The sequence below is a fragment of the Serratia sp. EC4 genome, from assembly GCF_059652115.1.
Genome location: NZ_JBNIDE010000010.1, coordinates 132,673 through 149,632 on the forward strand (window position 1 = coordinate 132,673; position 16,960 = coordinate 149,632).

14 protein-coding genes are annotated in these 16,960 nt (G+C 61.3%); 6 read left to right on the top strand and 8 right to left on the bottom strand.

Features of this window, described 5'->3' with window-relative positions; genetic code table 11:
- Nucleotides 1–49: 49 nt before the first annotated feature.
- Entirely contained in the window at nt 50–655 is a 606-nt protein-coding gene (locus ACP39K_RS21620) for a transglycosylase SLT domain-containing protein (protein ID WP_016930129.1), read from the top strand.
- 63 nt (nt 656–718) lie between these two features.
- Here the strand turns inward: ACP39K_RS21620 and ACP39K_RS21625 are convergent, their stop codons facing one another.
- Together ACP39K_RS21625 and ACP39K_RS21630 are read right to left on the bottom strand one after the other, a co-directional pair.
- Nucleotides 719–2,887 (bottom strand): YgiQ family radical SAM protein, encoded by a 2,169-nt coding sequence (locus tag ACP39K_RS21625; protein ID WP_497008825.1) that lies wholly within the window; start codon nt 2,885–2,887, stop codon nt 719–721.
- An 80-nt stretch (nt 2,888–2,967) separates the two neighbouring features.
- Entirely contained in the window at nt 2,968–3,702 is a 735-nt protein-coding gene (locus ACP39K_RS21630; protein ID WP_016930130.1) for a GntR family transcriptional regulator, read from the bottom strand.
- Nucleotides 3,703–4,359: 657 nt separating this feature from the next.
- Between ACP39K_RS21630 and ACP39K_RS21635 the strand changes: the two genes are divergently transcribed.
- Nucleotides 4,360–5,757, top strand: coding sequence for a purine-cytosine permease family protein (locus ACP39K_RS21635; RefSeq protein ID WP_004937281.1), 1,398 nt, complete (start codon nt 4,360–4,362; stop codon nt 5,755–5,757).
- Nucleotides 5,754–6,686, top strand: a complete 933-nt coding sequence (locus ACP39K_RS21640; protein ID WP_147881453.1) for a PfkB family carbohydrate kinase — start codon at nt 5,754–5,756, stop codon at nt 6,684–6,686. Before ACP39K_RS21635 ends, ACP39K_RS21640 begins: the two co-directional genes overlap by 4 nt.
- 34 nt (nt 6,687–6,720) lie before the next feature.
- Here the strand turns inward: ACP39K_RS21640 and ACP39K_RS21645 are convergent, their stop codons facing one another.
- Both ACP39K_RS21645 and xapA read right to left on the bottom strand, forming a co-directional pair.
- Nucleotides 6,721–7,971, bottom strand: coding sequence for a nucleoside permease (locus ACP39K_RS21645; protein ID WP_147881454.1), 1,251 nt, complete (start codon nt 7,969–7,971; stop codon nt 6,721–6,723).
- Nucleotides 7,972–8,052: 81 nt separating this feature from the next.
- Nucleotides 8,053–8,874: a xanthosine phosphorylase gene (gene xapA, locus ACP39K_RS21650; RefSeq protein WP_033639373.1), complete on the bottom strand. Its 822-nt coding sequence runs from the start codon at nt 8,872–8,874 to the stop codon at nt 8,053–8,055.
- A gap of 137 nt (nt 8,875–9,011) precedes the next feature.
- On the opposite strand from xapA, the gene ACP39K_RS21655 reads away from it, so the two are divergent.
- A complete protein-coding gene (locus ACP39K_RS21655) occupies nt 9,012–9,923 on the top strand; it encodes a LysR family transcriptional regulator (RefSeq protein WP_049278926.1) in 912 nt (303 codons plus the stop codon).
- Between the two features lie 17 nt (nt 9,924–9,940).
- Here ACP39K_RS21655 and ftsP read toward each other — a convergent pair whose 3' ends face one another.
- The 3 genes from ftsP to parC all read right to left on the bottom strand — a co-directional run bounded on the left by ftsP (nt 9,941) and on the right by parC (nt 14,743).
- The gene (ftsP, locus tag ACP39K_RS21660) at nt 9,941–11,356 is read right to left on the bottom strand and encodes a cell division protein FtsP (RefSeq protein ID WP_004937270.1); all 1,416 of its coding nucleotides are present in this window, start codon (nt 11,354–11,356) and stop codon (nt 9,941–9,943) included.
- A gap of 132 nt (nt 11,357–11,488) precedes the next feature.
- Entirely contained in the window at nt 11,489–12,223 is a 735-nt protein-coding gene (locus ACP39K_RS21665) for a 1-acylglycerol-3-phosphate O-acyltransferase (protein ID WP_033639371.1), read from the bottom strand.
- Nucleotides 12,224–12,469: 246 nt separating this feature from the next.
- The gene (parC, locus tag ACP39K_RS21670) at nt 12,470–14,743 is read right to left on the bottom strand and encodes a DNA topoisomerase IV subunit A (protein WP_016930135.1); all 2,274 of its coding nucleotides are present in this window, start codon (nt 14,741–14,743) and stop codon (nt 12,470–12,472) included.
- 325 nt (nt 14,744–15,068) lie between these two features.
- Between parC and ACP39K_RS21675 the strand changes: the two genes are divergently transcribed.
- Both ACP39K_RS21675 and ACP39K_RS21680 read left to right on the top strand, forming a co-directional pair.
- Complete coding sequence (locus ACP39K_RS21675) at nt 15,069–15,650, top strand: NAD(P)H-dependent oxidoreductase (RefSeq protein ID WP_016930136.1); 582 nt, start codon at nt 15,069–15,071, stop codon at nt 15,648–15,650.
- Nucleotides 15,651–15,683: 33 nt separating this feature from the next.
- Nucleotides 15,684–15,992 carry a putative quinol monooxygenase gene (locus tag ACP39K_RS21680; protein ID WP_004937258.1) on the top strand — a complete coding sequence of 103 codons (309 nt, stop codon included), beginning with the start codon at nt 15,684–15,686 and terminating at the stop codon, nt 15,990–15,992.
- 8 nt (nt 15,993–16,000) lie between these two features.
- Here the strand turns inward: ACP39K_RS21680 and ACP39K_RS21685 are convergent, their stop codons facing one another.
- Entirely contained in the window at nt 16,001–16,897 is an 897-nt protein-coding gene (locus ACP39K_RS21685; RefSeq protein ID WP_033639368.1) for a LysR substrate-binding domain-containing protein, read from the bottom strand.
- Nucleotides 16,898–16,960 lie beyond the last annotated feature (63 nt).

A 16,960-nucleotide genomic window follows, 5' to 3' on the forward strand; every position in this document is an offset into this window, starting at 1 on the left:
CTCCGCCCGCCGGTTAACGCCGTTAAAAAACAGACAAGCACGGAGCACCATGAAATTCTCTTTCTCACACGGGTCACGGCTGGGCATGCTTTGCGTCATGCTGGTGCTGGCGGGTTGCGCCGGCAAGAAACAGCGCGTCAGCTACGATCGCCACGCCTTCGATAGCGCCATCAAAGACGCCGCCAGCGAATACGGCGTAGACGCCAAGCTGATCACCGCCATGATCCAGGTGGAGTCCGGTTTCAACCCCGCCGCAGTGAGCAGATCCAATGCGATCGGCCTGATGCAGCTGAAAGCCGATACCGCCGGCTGCGACGCCTATCGCTACAAAGGCAAACGCGGTTGCCCGGACGATGACGATCTGCGGGATCCCGACACCAATATCGATCTCGGCGCCGCCTATCTGGCCACCTTGCAAAAACAACAGCTTAAAGGGATAGCCAATCCCGTCACGCTGCGCTACGCCACCATCATCGCCTACGTCAACGGCACCGGGGCACTGCTGCGCACCTTCTCCAGCAACCGTCAGCAGGCCATCGCGATGATTAACAACCTGTCGCCGGAGGCCTTTAACTGGCACGTGCGCAAATACCATCCCGCGCCGCAGGCGCCGCGCCATTTGATGAAAGTGGAAGCCGCGTACGAGCAGCTGTGACGCTCAACAGTGAAAAGGAGAACCCGGGGGTTCTCCTTTTTGTTTACGCATGCGGTGCGGCCGTTACGGCTTGGCTTTGCGAATCGGTTTGCGCGGCGGCCGGTTGGACGGCGTGCGCTGCCGATTGATATCGGTATGTTTGGTCAGCGCCGGCCGGGTATGGCGCTGCAGCCGTTTCGCTTCGCGCTGTTCGTCGATGCTCGGCGCCGGCACCAGACAATCGCGGCGGCTGCCGATCAGGTGCTTCAGGCCCATCTCTTCCAGCCCGGCGCGGATCAGCGCCCAGTTGGCCGGATCGTGGTAACGCAGCAGCGCCTTGTGCAGGCGGCGCTGGCGATCGCCGCGCGGCACCACCACGTCTTCGCTCTTGTACCCCACCTTGCTCAGCGGGTTTTTGCCGCTGTAATACATGGTGGTGGAGTTGGCCATCGGCGAAGGATAGAAGTTCTGCACCTGATCGAGGCGGAAACGGTTCTTCTTCAGCCACAGCGCCAGGTTCACCATGTCTTCATCGCGGGTGCCCGGGTGCGACGAGATAAAGTATGGGATCAGGTACTGCTCTTTGCCCGCCAGCTTCGAATAGTGATCAAACAGCTGCTTGAAGCGATCGTAACTGCCCATGCCCGGTTTCATCATCTTCGACAACGGGCCTTCTTCGGTGTGCTCCGGCGCGATCTTCAGGTAGCCGCCGACGTGGTGGGTCGCCAGTTCCTTGATATAGCGCGGATCTTCCACCGCCAGATCGTAACGTACCCCGGAAGCGATCAGGATCTTCTTGATGCCCTCCAGAGAACGCGCGCGGCGGTAAAGCTTGATGGTCGGCTCGTGGTTGGTATCCATGTAAGTGCAGATCTCCGGATACACGCACGAGGCGCGGCGGCAGGTCTGCTCAGCGCGCGGGTTGGTGCAGCGCAGCATATACATGTTGGCGGTCGGGCCGCCCAGATCGGAGATCACACCGGTAAAGCCCGGCACCTTGTCACGGATCTCTTCGATTTCGCGAACGATCGAATCTTCCGAACGGCTCTGGATGATGCGCCCTTCATGCTCGGTGATCGAACAGAACGAACAGCCGCCGTAGCAGCCGCGCATGATGTTCACCGAGAAACGGATCATGTCATAGGCCGGAATGCGATCCTGACCGTAGGACGGGTGCGGTACGCGTTGATAAGGCAGAGCGAAGACGCTGTCCATCTCCGGCGTGGTCAGCGGGATCGCCGGCGGGTTGATCCACACGTAGCGATCGCCGTGTTTTTGCATCAGCGCGCGGGCGCAGCCTGGGTTGGTTTCATGGTGCAAAATGCGCGAGGTGTGCGCATACAGCACCTTGTCGCCCTTCACTTTCTCGAAGGACGGCAGCAGCACGTAGGTCTTCTCCCACGGCTTCGGTTTGGCGGCACGCACGGTGACAGGCTTGGCTTCCGGCTCTTTCGGCTTGGCGCCGTCGGCGCACGGCAGATCCTCGCCGTACGGGTTCGGAATAGGTTCGATGCGGCCCGGCTTGTCGAGGCGGGTGGAATCCACGCCGCTCCAGCCCGGCAGCGCTTCTTTGCGCATCACCGCGGTATTGCGAATATCGTGGATATCGCCGATCTTCTCACCGGCGGCCAGACGGTGCGCCACTTCCACCAACGGACGCTCGCCGTTGCCGTAGATCAGCATGTCGGCTTTGGAGTCCACCAGCACCGAGCGGCGCACGGTATCCGACCAGTAATCGTAGTGGGCGATGCGCCGCAGGCTGGCTTCGATGCCGCCCAACACGATCGGCACGTCTTTATAGGCTTCTTTGCAGCGCTGGCTGTAGACCAGGGTGGCGCGATCCGGCCGCTTGCCGCCGACGTTGCCGGCGGTATAGGCATCGTCGTGGCGCAGTTTGCGATCGGCGGTGTAGCGGTTGATCATCGAGTCCATGTTGCCGGCGGTGATGCCGAAGAACAGGTTCGGTTTCCCCAACCGCATGAAGTCTTCTTTATTGCTCCAGTCCGGCTGCGCGATGATGCCGACGCGAAAGCCCTGCGCTTCCAGCATGCGGCCGATGATCGCCATGCCAAAGCTTGGGTGATCGACGTAGGCGTCGCCGCTGATGATGATCACGTCGCAGCTGTCCCAGCCCAGTTGATCCATCTCTGCCCGCGACATCGGTAAAAACGGCGCGGTGCCAAAACATTCGGCCCAATAGGGCTTATAGGAAAACAGTTCACGATCGGGTTGGATCAGGCTGGTGGTGCTCATTCTGCTGCTCTTTTTACAGGTTAATTAATCGCCGGGCGGCGATTATACGCACTAGCAGCAAAAAGAGCATGGTTATTTCGCTAACCGTTCACTTCGAATTCATAAACGTCGCTGCGGCACAAGATATCGCTGAACTCCAGCGCCTCACCCTGAGCGTTGCGGCTGGTTTGGATGATGTGCAACAACGGCGCGCCGCACGGCACGTTGAGCAGTTCGGCGACCTCGTCGCTGCAGGACACCGCCTTCAACAGAAAGTGTTTATCTTCAGGCACGATGCCGCGCGATTGCCATAGTGCATACAGTGAATGCTCCAACTGCGCCGGTTCGGGCAAGAAGCGCGGTGGTATATAGGTGGTTTCCAGCGAGACCGGGCTGCCGTTCAGCAAGCGTAACCGCCGCAGTTTGATCACTTCATCCCCCTCCGCCAGCCCCAGCGCCGCCGCGGCCTTGGCCGGCGCGCCGACTCGGGTGCGCAGCAGCCATCGATTGCTGACGCGGCTGCCGTGACGCAGCGCCTGAGCGGTGAAACCGCTGTCCTTATCGAGGGAATAACCAATGCGCATCGCCACGCGGGTGCCGACCCCCTGCTGCCGTGAAATCAACCCTTTATCCTCCAGCAGCTTCATTGCCTTGCTGACGGTGACGCGCGACAGCGCCAGCCCCTCCGCCATCTGCCGTTCCGGCGGCAGAAATGCCTCCGCCGCCAACACCTGCTGCCTGATCGCGGTTTCTATCGCCGCCGCCAGCTGAATATAACGCGGCGCTACCGCCCCCTGCGCCAGATGGCCACGCAGCCAGGCCATAAAATCCGTCATTCGCCCGCCCTCTTGCTTATGCCATTCGTCTGAGTCTCATTGTTATCCTATCGCCTGTCCGGCGATAGGCACCTCACTTTAACTAAAATATCGCTAATGCTTTCAGAGTGGCATCACAATTTTTGCCTAATGGACTTTCATTGGATCTAGATCGCGCGTAATCTGTGCTTATTGATGTTGATACATCAATAGCACCAACACCAGGGACCCACTTTAAAAACAATAAAAAACCCGCTGCCAGCCCTAAAGGATACCCTTGATGGCCGGCAGCGGGCCTATACTGCCGGCGCAAACGGCCGATAATAAGCAACGGAGCTAATGGATAGCCTGCTCACGGCTCATCGCCGCATCACAGGATCCCATCGCGGAGGGCGAAGCGGATCGATGTCGGCAAATAGAAACGTTCCCGCTTCGCCAAACCCCGCTGCAGCCCCACTCTTTGACTACACTCATTGGCGCCGTGCGGCCGACGTGCCTCACCCGATAAGGCGGATACCGCCCTCATTTTGACAGACCCGGCGGCATCAGCCGCTACACACTGCGCGGAATCGGCGTCTTCACCGACAGCGGGATAGCCGGCCTCAACCGCGCCAACGGAATCGATTTTCAGTCAACTGCGGCGGCCCTCGCGGCCCTGCGCAACAGGGATCATTTGCTATGACCGATATCAATCGCAATGAAGCATGGAAGGTAGAAAGCACCGGTATCGACCGGGTGCCGGACGCGGAACAGACCGGTAAGCCCATCGAGCTGTTTTGGATCTGGTCGGCGGCCAATATCGGTATTCTCGGCGTGGTGTACGGCGCCATCATCGTCGGCTTCGGCTTATCCTTTCTGCAATCGGTACTCGCCGCGCTGGTCGGCGTCGCCAGCTTCGTGCTGGTCGGCCTCACCAGCTTCGCCGGCAAGCGCGGGCGCACCTCTACGCTGACGCTCTCGCGGGTGATTTTCGGGCTGAAGGGCAACGTGGCGCCCACCCTGTTCAGTTGGATCAACCTGATGGGCTGGGAAGCGGTCAACGTGATCACCGGCACCCTGACGCTGGCGGCGCTGTTCGAGGCCTTCGGACTGGGAACCAGCCACCTGCTGACCGCGCTCAGCCTGCTGCTGTTCGGCGGGCTCACTGTCGTCGTCAGCCTGCTGGGGCAAAATACCGTGGTCTGGATGCAGAGCTGGTTCAGCCGCATCTTCGGCACCATGACGCTGATCGTGGTGCTCTATATCCTGTTCAACACCGAGTGGAGCCAGGTGCTGGCGCTGCCTTCCGGCAGCTGGTTGACCGGTTTCCTGCCGGCGGTATCGGTGATCGCCGCCGGCACCGGCATTAGCTGGGCAATCGCCGGCGCCGATTACAGCCGCTATCAAAGCCCGAGCTCGTCGAGCAAAGGCATTTTCGCCGCGGTGATGGGCGGCGCCTGTTTGCCGCTGATGCTGCTGATGCTGGCCGGTATTCTGCTTTCCGTGCAGCTCCCCGATCTGGCCAGCGCCGCCAACCCCATCGCGCTGATAGGCTCGGTGCTGCCCGCCTGGATGGCCATCCCTTATCTGCTGGCCGCCACCGCCGGCATCGTCACCATCGCGGTGCTCAGCCTGTATTCCGCCAGCCTTAACCTGCTGACCATCGGCGTGCAGGTCAAACAATGGCTGGCGGTATCGATCGACGCCGTGGTGGTGCTGGGCATCGCCCTGTATGTGCTGTTCATCTCCGGCGATTTCATGGGGCCGTTCATCTCCTTCCTGGTATTCTGCGGGGTGTTTCTGGCGGCCTGGGAGGCGATTTTCCTGCTCGATTACCTGTGCCTGCGCCGCCGCCACGGGTATGATGGCAACGCTTTGTACGGCCTGCATGGCCAGAACCGCGGCGTGCGCAAAGCCCCGCTGTTTTGCTGGTTCCTCGGCGCCCTGTGCGGCCTGCTGGTCACCAAAACCGGTTTTATCGACGGCCCGCTGGCCAAAGGCTTGTTCGCCGACTCCAGCCTGGGGCTGTTTGTGTCGTTTGCGGTGAGTCTGATCGCTTACGGTCTGTACCTGACCCAACGCAGAGAACATCAATGAATGAGTGGGAAGCTGTAACACCTGTCCTGGTGATTGGGGGCGCGGTCGGCGATCTGGTGATGACGCTGCCGCGCCTGCCAACCCGCGGTGAAGATATCGAAGCCCTGCCGCAGGCGCGGCAAATCGGCGGTTGCGCGTTCAACGTGGCGCGCGCGCTGACGCGCCTTGAAGCGCCGGTGATCAACGGCATGCCGGTCGGCAACGGCGAGTGGGGCGCGGCGATCGAAGCCGCCATGGGCGAACTGGGGCTGGAGGTGCTGTTGCGCCACGGCCAGATGGACAACGGCTGGTGCCTGGCGCTGGTGGAGCCCGACGGCGAACGCACCTTTATCACGGTGTCCGGTTGCGAAAGCCAATGGAATAAAGCGCAGCTGGCGACCCTGCCGCTGACGGAACACACTCTGATCTACGCCAGCGGCTACGAGCTGGCGGGCGAAAACGGCGAAGCGCTGCGCGAGTGGCTGACGCGCATGCCGTTCGACCAACCGCGCCTGATCGATCCCGGCCCGCGCATCGCCCAGCTCAGCGAAGATTTCTTCGCCATGCTCAGCGACAGCCACACTCTGCTGACGCTCAACCGCGACGAAGTGGCCACGCTGTGCGGCGCCGGCGACGCCGTGGAGGCCGCACAGCGCTATGCCACCGCCCGTAATCTGACGCTGATCTGTCGCCTGGATCGCGACGGCGCGTGGATCTGCGACGGCCGCACGCCGCCGCTGCACGTTCCGGCCTATCCGGTAGAGGTCGTTGACACCATCGGCGCGGGCGATGCCCACTGCGCCGGTTTGCTGGCGGGCCTGTCTGCCGGCTGGCCACTGCCGCGGGCGGTCGATCTGGCCAACCGGGTCGCCGCTTGCGTGGTGGCCAGCCTCGGCGCCGCCAATCCGCCGGACCGGCAGCAGCTGCAGCAGCGCTTCCCGCAGGCCTGACGTTTCAGGGCGCAGCAAAGCCGCGCCCTCTGCCTCACTGCGCCGCCGCCGCGTTCTCCTGCGGCGGGTGGCGGTAGTTGAAGCTCAACGCGAACACGATCCCCAGCACCAGCGTATACAGCGCAAACACCAGCCAGATGCTCTGCCAGTCTTTCACGCCGTCATGGCTGAAGAAGTCCACCACCTCGCCGCTGGCGAGCGCCCCCAGATAGGCGCCCAAACCGTTGACCATGGTCATGAACAGCCCCTGCGCGCTGGCGCGGATGCGGTGATCGGCCTCTTTCTCGACGAAGATGGCGCCGGAGATATTGAAGAAGTCGAAGGCGCAGCCGTAGACAATCATCGACAGCAACAGCAGCACGAAACCAAAGCCGACCGGCGTGCCGTAAGCCAGGAACAGAAAGCGCAGCGTCCAGGCCGCCATGCTGATCAGCATCACCTGCTTGATGCCGTAACGGCGCAGGAAGAAGGGAATGGTGAGGATAAAGAACACTTCGGAGATCTGCGACAGCGACAGCAGCACCGCCGGATACCGGACGCTGAGGCTGTCCTGATACAGCGGATTGAGCGACAGATCGTGCAGGAACGGGTTGCCGAAGGTATTGGTTATCTGCAGCGCCGCGCCAAGCAACATGGCGAACAGGAAAAACAGCGCCATGCGCCGCTGGCGGAACAACACCAGCGCATCCAACCCCAGCACGCTCACCCAGCTTTTCGACTCGGCCGCGCGGTTGGTCGGGCAACGCGGCAGCGTCAGCGAATAGGCGGACAGCAGCAGCGACGCCACAGAAGCCAGATACAGCTGCAGATTGCTGAGCTCGATGCGGCTGAAGCCGACCAACCACATCGCCAGAATGAACCCCACGGTGCCGTACACCCGCACCGGCGGAAAATCCCTCACCGTGTCAAAGCCGTGCTTCTCCAGGCAAAAATAGGAAATGGCGTTGGAGAGCGCGATGGTCGGCATATAGACCATGGCATTGAACAGCATCACCCAGAACATCAGCATCGGTTGCTCGACCTGCGCCGCGCAGTACAGCGCCAGTGCCCCGAGCAGGTGGCACAGCGCATACAGATAGTTGGCCTTCATCCACCGATCGGCGATGATGCCCGCCAGCCCCGGCATGATCAGCGCGGCGATGCCTTTGGCGCTGTAGACCATCCCCACCTGCATGCCGCTGAAATGCAGCGTGTTGATCATGTAGGAGCCCAGCGTCACCAGCCAGGCGCCCCAGATAAAGAACTGCAGGAAAATCATGACCTTTAATCGTGTTTTTATCGCCATCGCCATCACCTTGTTATTATGCTTTCAACGATGATTGGTGCCGCGGGCCCCCTGCAGCCCGCCGCCGGTTTGCTTGCGGTGTTACAGCGTTTTGAACAGCTCGCGGATCAGGCGCATGAAATCGTCCGCCGCCAGCGCCGCGCAGCTGAGCGTTTGTTCGTGAGAAAGAGGCGTATCCGACAGCCCTTCGGCGTAGTTGGTCATCGCGGACACCACCAGCACCTTGAGACCGCAGTGGCGCGCCGCCAGGACTTCCGGCACGATCGACATACCCACCACGTCGCAGCCCAGGGTCTGCATCATGCGGATCTCCGCCGGCGTTTCGAAATTCGGCCCGGTGTAGGCGGCGAATACCCCTTCCGCCAGCGGGATGCCCGCGCTTTCGGCCACCGCCGCCAGCCCGGCGCGCAGATCGCGATCGTAGGCGTTCGCCAGGCTGAAGAAGCGCGGCCCGAAGCGCTCGTCGTTGGCGCCGACCAGCGGCGATTCCGGCATGAAGTTGATGTGATCGGTAATGGCCACCAGGCTGCCCGGCGCCACCGAACGGCGCAGCGAACCGGCGGCGTTGGTCGCCAGCAGGAATTCGCAGCCCAGCAGTTTGAAGGTGCGCACCGCGGTGGTCATCACCTGCATGCCACGCCCTTCATAGAAATGACCGCGCCCTTTCATGCACAATACCGGCACGCCCTCCAGCTTGCCGGCGACCAGCTGCCCGGCGTGGCCGGCGACGCCGCTCACCGGAAAGCCCGGCAGCTCCGCGTAATCGAGGGTGACGGTTTCGGTCATCACCTCCGCCAGGGCGCCAAGCCCGGAGCCGAGAATCAAGGCCGCTTTCGGCTGGAAACCCGGCAGGCGTGCGCGGACGACATCGGCGCAGGTAAAAGCATCTTCTTGATTAAACATCGTATTCTCTCTTTCAGCGGGGGATAATAAGCCCCATAGTAGAGAGCGAGGCGCGGCCGAGACCAATACATTCTTGGCGGCCGATTTATTCCATTTACCTATAAGTTGAGCTGCGTCACAAGGAGGCGATACCCCGGATGAACCCGCCCCAAGCCCTGCCCGATCCCGGCCGGATTAACTTCCGCCTGCTGCACTATTTCCGCGTGGTGGCGGAAGAGATGAACTTCACCCAGGCGGCGCGGCGGCTGAATATGTCACAGCCGCCGCTCAGCAAGCACATCAAGGAGCTGGAGAGTCAGCTTGGCGTCGTGCTGTTCAAACGCACCACCCGCTCCATGACGCTGACGCCGGCCGGCCGCACGCTGCTGCGCAACGTCGAGCGGCTGCTGGATCAGGCCGACAGCGCATTGCATCAGGTGCAACAGATGGGGCGTGGCGAAGGCGGCCACATGGTGGTCGGCATGGTCGGCACCTCGGCCTGGGGCGGCCTGATCGCGGCGCTGCGGCGATTCAGCGAGCGGAGCGCCGGCGTCACCTGGTCGTTGAACGAGCTGACGCCCAGCCAGCAAATCGCCGCGCTGCAAAAGCGGCATATCGACATCGGGGTCTGGCGAGAGGCGCAGCAGCAGACGCTGCCGGGGTTAACCTGCCAACGGTTGGCAAGCGAGAGCATCGCCGTGGTGTTGCCGCTCGATCATCCGCTGGCGCAGCAGGAAAATATCCCGCTGGCGGCGCTGCAGAACGACAGCTTCATCGTGCTGCCGCCGCATGAGGCCAGCCTGGGGCTGTATCTGCACAATCTGTGTCTGCAGCAAGGATTTTTGCCGGACGTCGCTTATCAGGTCAACGAACCGCAGACCCTGCTGGCGCTGGTGGCGGAAGGCTGCGGCATCACGCTGCTGCCGGACAGCTACGGCCGCATCCCGTGGCCCGGCGTACGCTTTTGCTCGCTGCAACAGGCGCCGCCGGCGGATCTGTACGCGGTGTATCGCGCCGACAGCGTCACGCCGGTGGTGCAGGCCTTCCTGGAAATGCTGCGGGCGCCGTAAGCGGCCCGCAGCGCAGATTACATCGTCGGCTGCACCATCAGCTGGCCGGCGGTGCCGCGATCGGCCATCTCCAGCGTCTGGCTGTAATACAGGAACGGGAAGTGTTCGGAGGTAGGTTGGTTGAAATACACCAGCAGCTCGACGTCGCCATCGACCCAGACGGTGTCCTTCCAGCCGCGATCTTCCGCCATCGGCTGCGCGCCGTTGACGCGTTTGATCAGGAACTGCACGCCCTGAATATGGAACGCCTGCGGCGTATCCGCATGAATGTTCCAACGTTCCCAGGTGCCTTGCTGCGCCTGTACGTCGATGCGGTTCATGTCCCAAATCGCGCCGTTGATGCCGACGCCGCCGTCGCCCAGGCGGAAATCGCGGGTGCGGCTGGCGCTGCCGTCCAACAGCTGATCCGCCAGCAGGCGCATCGGCAGGTTGTCGGTCACCAGCGGCAGCAGGCCGGTCGGGCGCAGCGTCAGCACCTGGGTGGACACCAGAATGCTCGACGGCTCGAACAGGCCGCGCAGGCGATCCATGATGCCCGCCGCTTCACCGGCGGTGATGGTCACCTCTTCGCCCTTCGACATGTCGATCAGCACTTCCCGGCGTTCGCCAGGCGCCAACGACAGCTGCTGCACCGCGACCGGCGCAGGCAGGAAGCCCTGATCGCTGGCAATCACGTTGAACGGCCGCCCGTCGCTGAGCTGCAGGGTATAGCGGCGCGCGTTGGAGGCGTTAAGCAGGCGCAGACGCACCCAGCCGCGCGACACGTCAACATACGGGTTTTGCACGCCGTTGACCAACAGCGTATCGCCGACGAAACCGCCCTGCGACGGTGCATCGTATTGCGGTGTGCCGAAGTTATCGAAGCGTTTGTCCTGAATGATCAGCGGGAAATCGTCGACGCCGTAGTGGTTGGGCAGCGGCAGCGCTTTGCTGACGGCATCTTCCACCAGCCACAGCCCGGCCAGCCCGTTGTAAACGTGCGGCGCCATACGGTTCGGCGTGTTGGCATGGTACCAGCAGGTGGCCGCCGCCTGACGAATGGGCAGCACCGGCGACCAGTCGACGTTAGGCGACATCATGCGCGGCGCGCCGCCCATCAGCGTGCCTGGCACCTGCAGACCGCTGACGGTCATCGCTACCGGCTCCTGCAGGCGGTTGCTGTAGATCAGTTTGACGTCGTCACCGCTGTAAACCCGCACCGTCGGCCCCAGGTACATGCCATTGATGCCCCACACCGCCGCTTTGCGGTTATCCATAAACGCCCAATGGGCGCGCTGCAAGGTCAGGAACAGCGGCTGACCGCGGCGAGACTCCAGCAGCGGGGGAATGGGTAACGGGGTCTGCGTTCCGCTCGCCTCAGCCCTCAGCGGCACGGCGCCCGCGCACAGCGCCAGGCCCGATGCCTGTAAAAACTGACGTCGACTGAGTGACATATTTTCTCCATGAAAAGCAATAACTAAACCGTGTGCAAAACCCAAACGCCCGCCAATCAAGATTAGCAGGCGTTCAGGCGTTAACGGCGCTGAACGCCAATTAAAACCCTATTCTTTGAAGCCGGTAGACTCTTATTTTTTGGCGGCGTTGCGCTGGGCGACTTCGGCGTCCAATTCGGTGATTTTCGCCTCCATCAGTTCACGGCAATGGGCCGCCAACTCACGCACGTTTTCTTTGCCGTATTTACTGGTATCCACCGGTGCCAACATCTCGACGATCACATGACCGTTATTCCAGCGATTAAGATTTATATTACCGCTGGTGGTTGATACACAGATCGGCACAATCGGCACGCCGGCGGCGATGGCCGCGTGGAACGCGCCGGTTTTAAACGGCATCAGCCCGCGACCGCGGCTGCGGGTCCCTTCCGGGAACATCCAGATCGAAATGTCTTTCTTTTTGAACTGCTCCGCCACCTGGGCGATGGTGCCGTGCGCCTTGGCGCGATTATCACGATCTATCAGCAGATTACCGGTCAGCCAATACAGCGGGCCGAAAAACGGGATCCACACCAGACTTTTTTTACCGACGGTCACGGTGCGCGGCTGCACGATATTGGAGGCCGTCACCATGTCGTAGTTATTTTGGTGGTTGGCGATATAGATGCAGTTGCCATTGTTGGCCGCATCGGCCGGCACGCGGGTTTCAACCTTGATGCCGAACAGCGTCGACAGGCGGCCGAAAAGATGGCCGAAGGTCGCCACGTGGCGAGGGTTGCGCGGGCTGAACAAGCAATAAACAGAACCGAAAATACACACCAGAATACAGAAAAGAGTGGCGAGAACGGCACGCAAAATCAATAACATAACAACCTCATTAGCACACTGCCAACGCAGTTTACTTCGCTGCGCAGATTCCTTTACTCATTATTTGCCGGCCAGGCGGTAAGCACGCCGATGTTGCCTGCATTTCTCGCTATTTTCCTGCCAGGCGGCAGTACGCACAATAATTTTATGCGCAGAAATGTTAACTATTTGGAAAATAAACGCCAGCAAAAATAAATAAGGCGGCCACAGCATGCTGCGACCGCCCTTTAACGCCGGCGCCAACGCTTACTCTTCGCTGTCGCCGCCCGACGCCCGCACCGGCGCATCCACTTCGACGCGATCGATGCGCTGCAGGCCACGCGGCAGCTGGGTGCCCTTGCGGCCGCGCTCCGCGCGGAACTTCTGCAGATCCTCCGGACGCAGCGTCAGCTTGCGTTTGCCGACATACAACGTGACGGACGCCTGCGGCGGCAGCACGAACAGCCAGGCCAGCTTGTCTTCACCGGCTGCGGCCTGCGCCGCCGGAATGGAGACGATCTTGTTGCCCTTGCCCTTCGACAGTTGCGGCAGATCGGCGACCGGGAACATCAACATGCGCCCGGCGGCGGTGATCGACAGCAGCATATCGTCTGCGCCGTGAATTTCCATCGGCGGCAGCGCTCTGGCGTTGTCCGGCAGCGTGATCATCACCTTGCCGGCGCGGTTGCGCGCCACCAGATCGTTAAAGGTGCAAACGAAACCGTAACCGGCGTCGGACGCCATCAGCAGTTTTTGATCGTCGGCCGCCATCAGCACCTGCTCAATGGTGGCGCCCGGCGGCGGCGTCAGCTTGCCGGTCAACGGTTCGCCCTGCCCGCGCGCCGAAGGCAGCGTCATCGGATCGAGCGCATAGCTGCGCCCGGTAGAATCGATGAACACCACCGGCTGGTTGCTCTTGCCGCGCGCCGCGCCGCGGAAGCTGTCGCCGGCCTTGTAGCTCAACCCTGCCGGATCGATGTCGTGGCCCTTGGCGCTGCGCACCCAGCCCATTTCCGACAGCACGATGGTCACCGGCTCGGACGGCACGAAGTCGTGCTCGCTCATCGCCTTGGCTTCCGCGCGCTCGGTCAGCGGCGAACGGCGATCGTCGCCGTAGGTTTGCGCGTCGGCCTGGATCTCTTTCTTAATCAGCGTATTCAGCTTGCGTTCGGACGCCAGCAGCGCCTGCAGCTGATCGCGCTCTTTCGCCAGTTCGTCCTGCTCGCCGCGGATCTTGACCTCTTCCAGCTTGGCCAGGTGACGCAGTTTCAGCTCGAGGATCGCTTCCGCCTGGGTATCGGAGATGCCGAAACGCTGCATCAGCACCGGCTTCGGCTCATCCTCGCTGCGGATGATGTGGATCACCTCGTCGATGTTGAGGAACGCCACCAGCAAACCTTCGAGGATATGCAGGCGCTTGAGCACCTTCTCGAGGCGGTAGTTCAGGCGGCGACGCACCGTATCGCGACGGTAGGCCAGCCATTCGGTGAGGATCTCCACCAGCCCTTTGACCTGCGGGCGGTTGTCCAGACCGATCATATTCATGTTGATGCGGTAGCTTCGCTCCAGATCGGTGGTGGCGAACAGGTGATTCATCACCTGCTCCAGATCGATGCGGTTGGAACGCGGCACGATCACCAGACGCGTCGGGTTCTCGTGATCGGATTCATCGCGCAGATCCTCAACCATCGGCAGCTTCTTGGCGCGCATCTGGCTGGCGATCTGCTCCAGCACCTTGGCGCCGGAGACCTGATGCGGCAAGGCGGTGATCACCGCGCTGCCGTCCTCTTTCTTCCACACGGCGCGCATGCGCACCGAGCCGCGGCCGCTCTGGTAAATTTTGCGAATTTCATCGCGCGGGGTAATGATCTCGGCTTCGGTCGGGAAGTCCGGCCCCTGCACGAACTCGAGCAGGTCATCGAGCGAGGCGCCCGGCTTGTCGAGCAGCGCCACCGCCGCAGCGGCGACTTCGCGCACGTTGTGCGGCGGAATGTCGGTCGCCATGCCGACCGCGATGCCGGTGGTGCCGTTCAGCAGGATGTTCGGCAGGCGCGCCGGCAGCATCTTCGGCTCTTGCAGCGTGCCGTCAAAGTTCGGGATCCAGTCGACCGTGCCCTGGCCCAGTTCGGCCAGCAAGACCTCGGCGTATTTGGACAGGCGCGATTCGGTATAACGCATCGCCGCGAACGACTTGGGATCGTCCGGCGCCCCCCAGTTCCCCTGGCCGTCCACCAGCGGATAGCGATACGAGAACGGCTGCGCCATCAGCACCATGGCTTCATAACACGCGCTGTCGCCGTGCGGGTGGTATTTACCCAGCACGTCGCCCACGGTGCGGGCGGATTTCTTGAATTTGGCGCTGTTGGTCAGCCCCAGTTCAGACATGGCGTAGATGATGCGGCGTTGTACCGGCTTCAAACCGTCGCCAATGTACGGCAACGCCCGATCCATGATGACGTACATGGAATAGTTCAGATAGGCGTTTTCAGTGAATGTGTGCAGCGGTAAACGCTCTACACCGTCATGAGTCAGATCACTCATTACTCAATTATCCTCAGACCGTGGCTTGGCAATCCCTTGGACGACAAAAGGCATCGCTTGTCGATTCTGCCCGCGATAGTAACCCATCTGCGGGGTAGCTGTCACAGTTGGCGCAAGGATCGCCGCCGGCGGCCGGTTGCGCGATGCGGTTTATGCAAAATTTCGCTGTCTGGCGGCCCGTTTATTGACTGGCAGTCAACACTGTTGTGCGCTGGATCGCATTTTTACTTGCCTGACTCACGATTACACTCGTCACCAGCGAGATGGTTTCCGCCTTTTCAGCGGGAAGCATGCCATATCTTAACTCTGACGGGAGCCGCGAAAGATGAGCAATATCCTGATTATCAACGCTAAAAAACAATTCGGCCATTCCAACGGCGAACTCAACCAAACCCTGAGCGACGTGGCGGAAGGCTTCCTGCGCGATCTGCAGCACGATGTGCAGGTCACCGTGGTCGACGACGGCTATGACATCGAAGCCGAAGTACAGAAATACCTGTGGGCCGACGCGGTCATCTATCAGATGCCAGGCTGGTGGATGGGCGAACCTTGGATCCTGAAAAAATACATCGATGAAGTGTTCACCGCCGGTCACGGCAGCCTGTATGCCAACGACGGTCGCTCTCGTTCTGACGAAAGCAAAAAATATGGCTCCGGCGGCCTGATCCAGGGCAAAAAATACCTGCTGAGCCTGACCTGGAACGCCCCGATGGAGGCCTTCACCGATCCCGATCAGTTCTTCCACGGTATCGGCGTCGACGGCGTTTACCTGCACTTCCACAAGGCCAACCAGTTCCTGGGAATGGAAGCTCTGCCGACCTTTATCTGCAATAACGTGATAAAACAACCGGATATCGAAGCGGACATCGCACGTTATCGCGAGCATTTGGCGAAAATTTTTGCTTAACTGACGCAGAACATTCTCATCAACGAGGCAGACATGATCACCGTAATCGCAGAAATCAAAGTGAAACCCGGCCACCGCGCCACCGTACTGCAAGCCATTGAAAAACTGGTGCCGCTGGTGCTGGCGGAAGACGGCTGCGGCGAATATACGCCGATGGTCGACAGCAATACCCAGGCACCCTGGCAGAAACGGTCGCCGGATTCGGTGTTCATGCTGGAGAAATGGGAAAGCATGGCGCATCTGGAAAAACACCTGGCCATTGAGCACATGCTCAAACACCGCGAGACCATCAAGGACAGCGTGCTGGACACCGAGATCTACATCCTGGAAAACGCCCTGTAAGCTCCGCCTTATAACGTCTGCGCGTCGATGTGCGCGCTGACGTAGTCAAGAAAACAGGTGATGCGCGCCGCCAATTGCGTATTGCGGTAATACACCGCATTGATCGGCTGGCGCACGTCCAGCGTCTCCTGCTCCAGTAACGTCACCAACTTGCCGGCTTCCCGATCGCGGCGGGTCATAAAGTCTGCCAGCTGTACGATCCCCTCGCCCTGCAGCGCCAATTGCCGCAGCGTTTCCCCGCTGGACGCAGAGATCGTCGGCGTGATGGTGAAATGCGGCGCCTGGCGATAGCGCAACGGCCACTGGTTAAGCGACTCCGGCTGGGTAAAACCGAGCAGACAATGCCGATGCAACTCCTCCACGCTCTGCGGCGTGCCGTGCTGCTGCAGATAAGCCGGGCTGGCGAGGATGCGCAGCCTGCTGGCTCCCAGCGCGCGCGCATGAATGGTCGAATCACGCAACGCACCGATGCGAATGGCGATATCCGTGCGTTTTTCCAGCAGATCGATAATCAGGTTGTCGGTGTTCAGCTCGAGCGAAATTTGCGGATAACGTTCTCTGAACCCCGCCACCAGCGGCACGATGACGTGCTCCATAAAAGGTGCGGCCGCATTGATCCGCAGCCGCCCGGCGGGCATTTGCCGGCGCACCGCCATTTGCTCTTCGGCATTTTCCACCGAGCTGATGATCGTACGCGCATGGTTCAGGAAGCTAAGCCCCTCTTCGGTCAGCTCCAAACGACGCGTCGTGCGGCGCATCAGGGTGGTATCGAGCTTATTCTCCAGGCGGCTGAGCGCGCGGCTGATGCCGGATGTTGTCTGGCCGAGCTGATCGGCGGCGGCGGTGATGGAACCGCTGTCGACCACCGAGGTGAACGCCAGCAATTCTTCGAGCGTGATCTTCATGCATTCCGGCCCAGGTTATCGGGCGCCGCATGAACGCCCTGCGGGAAAGCCGGCCCGGCGTTT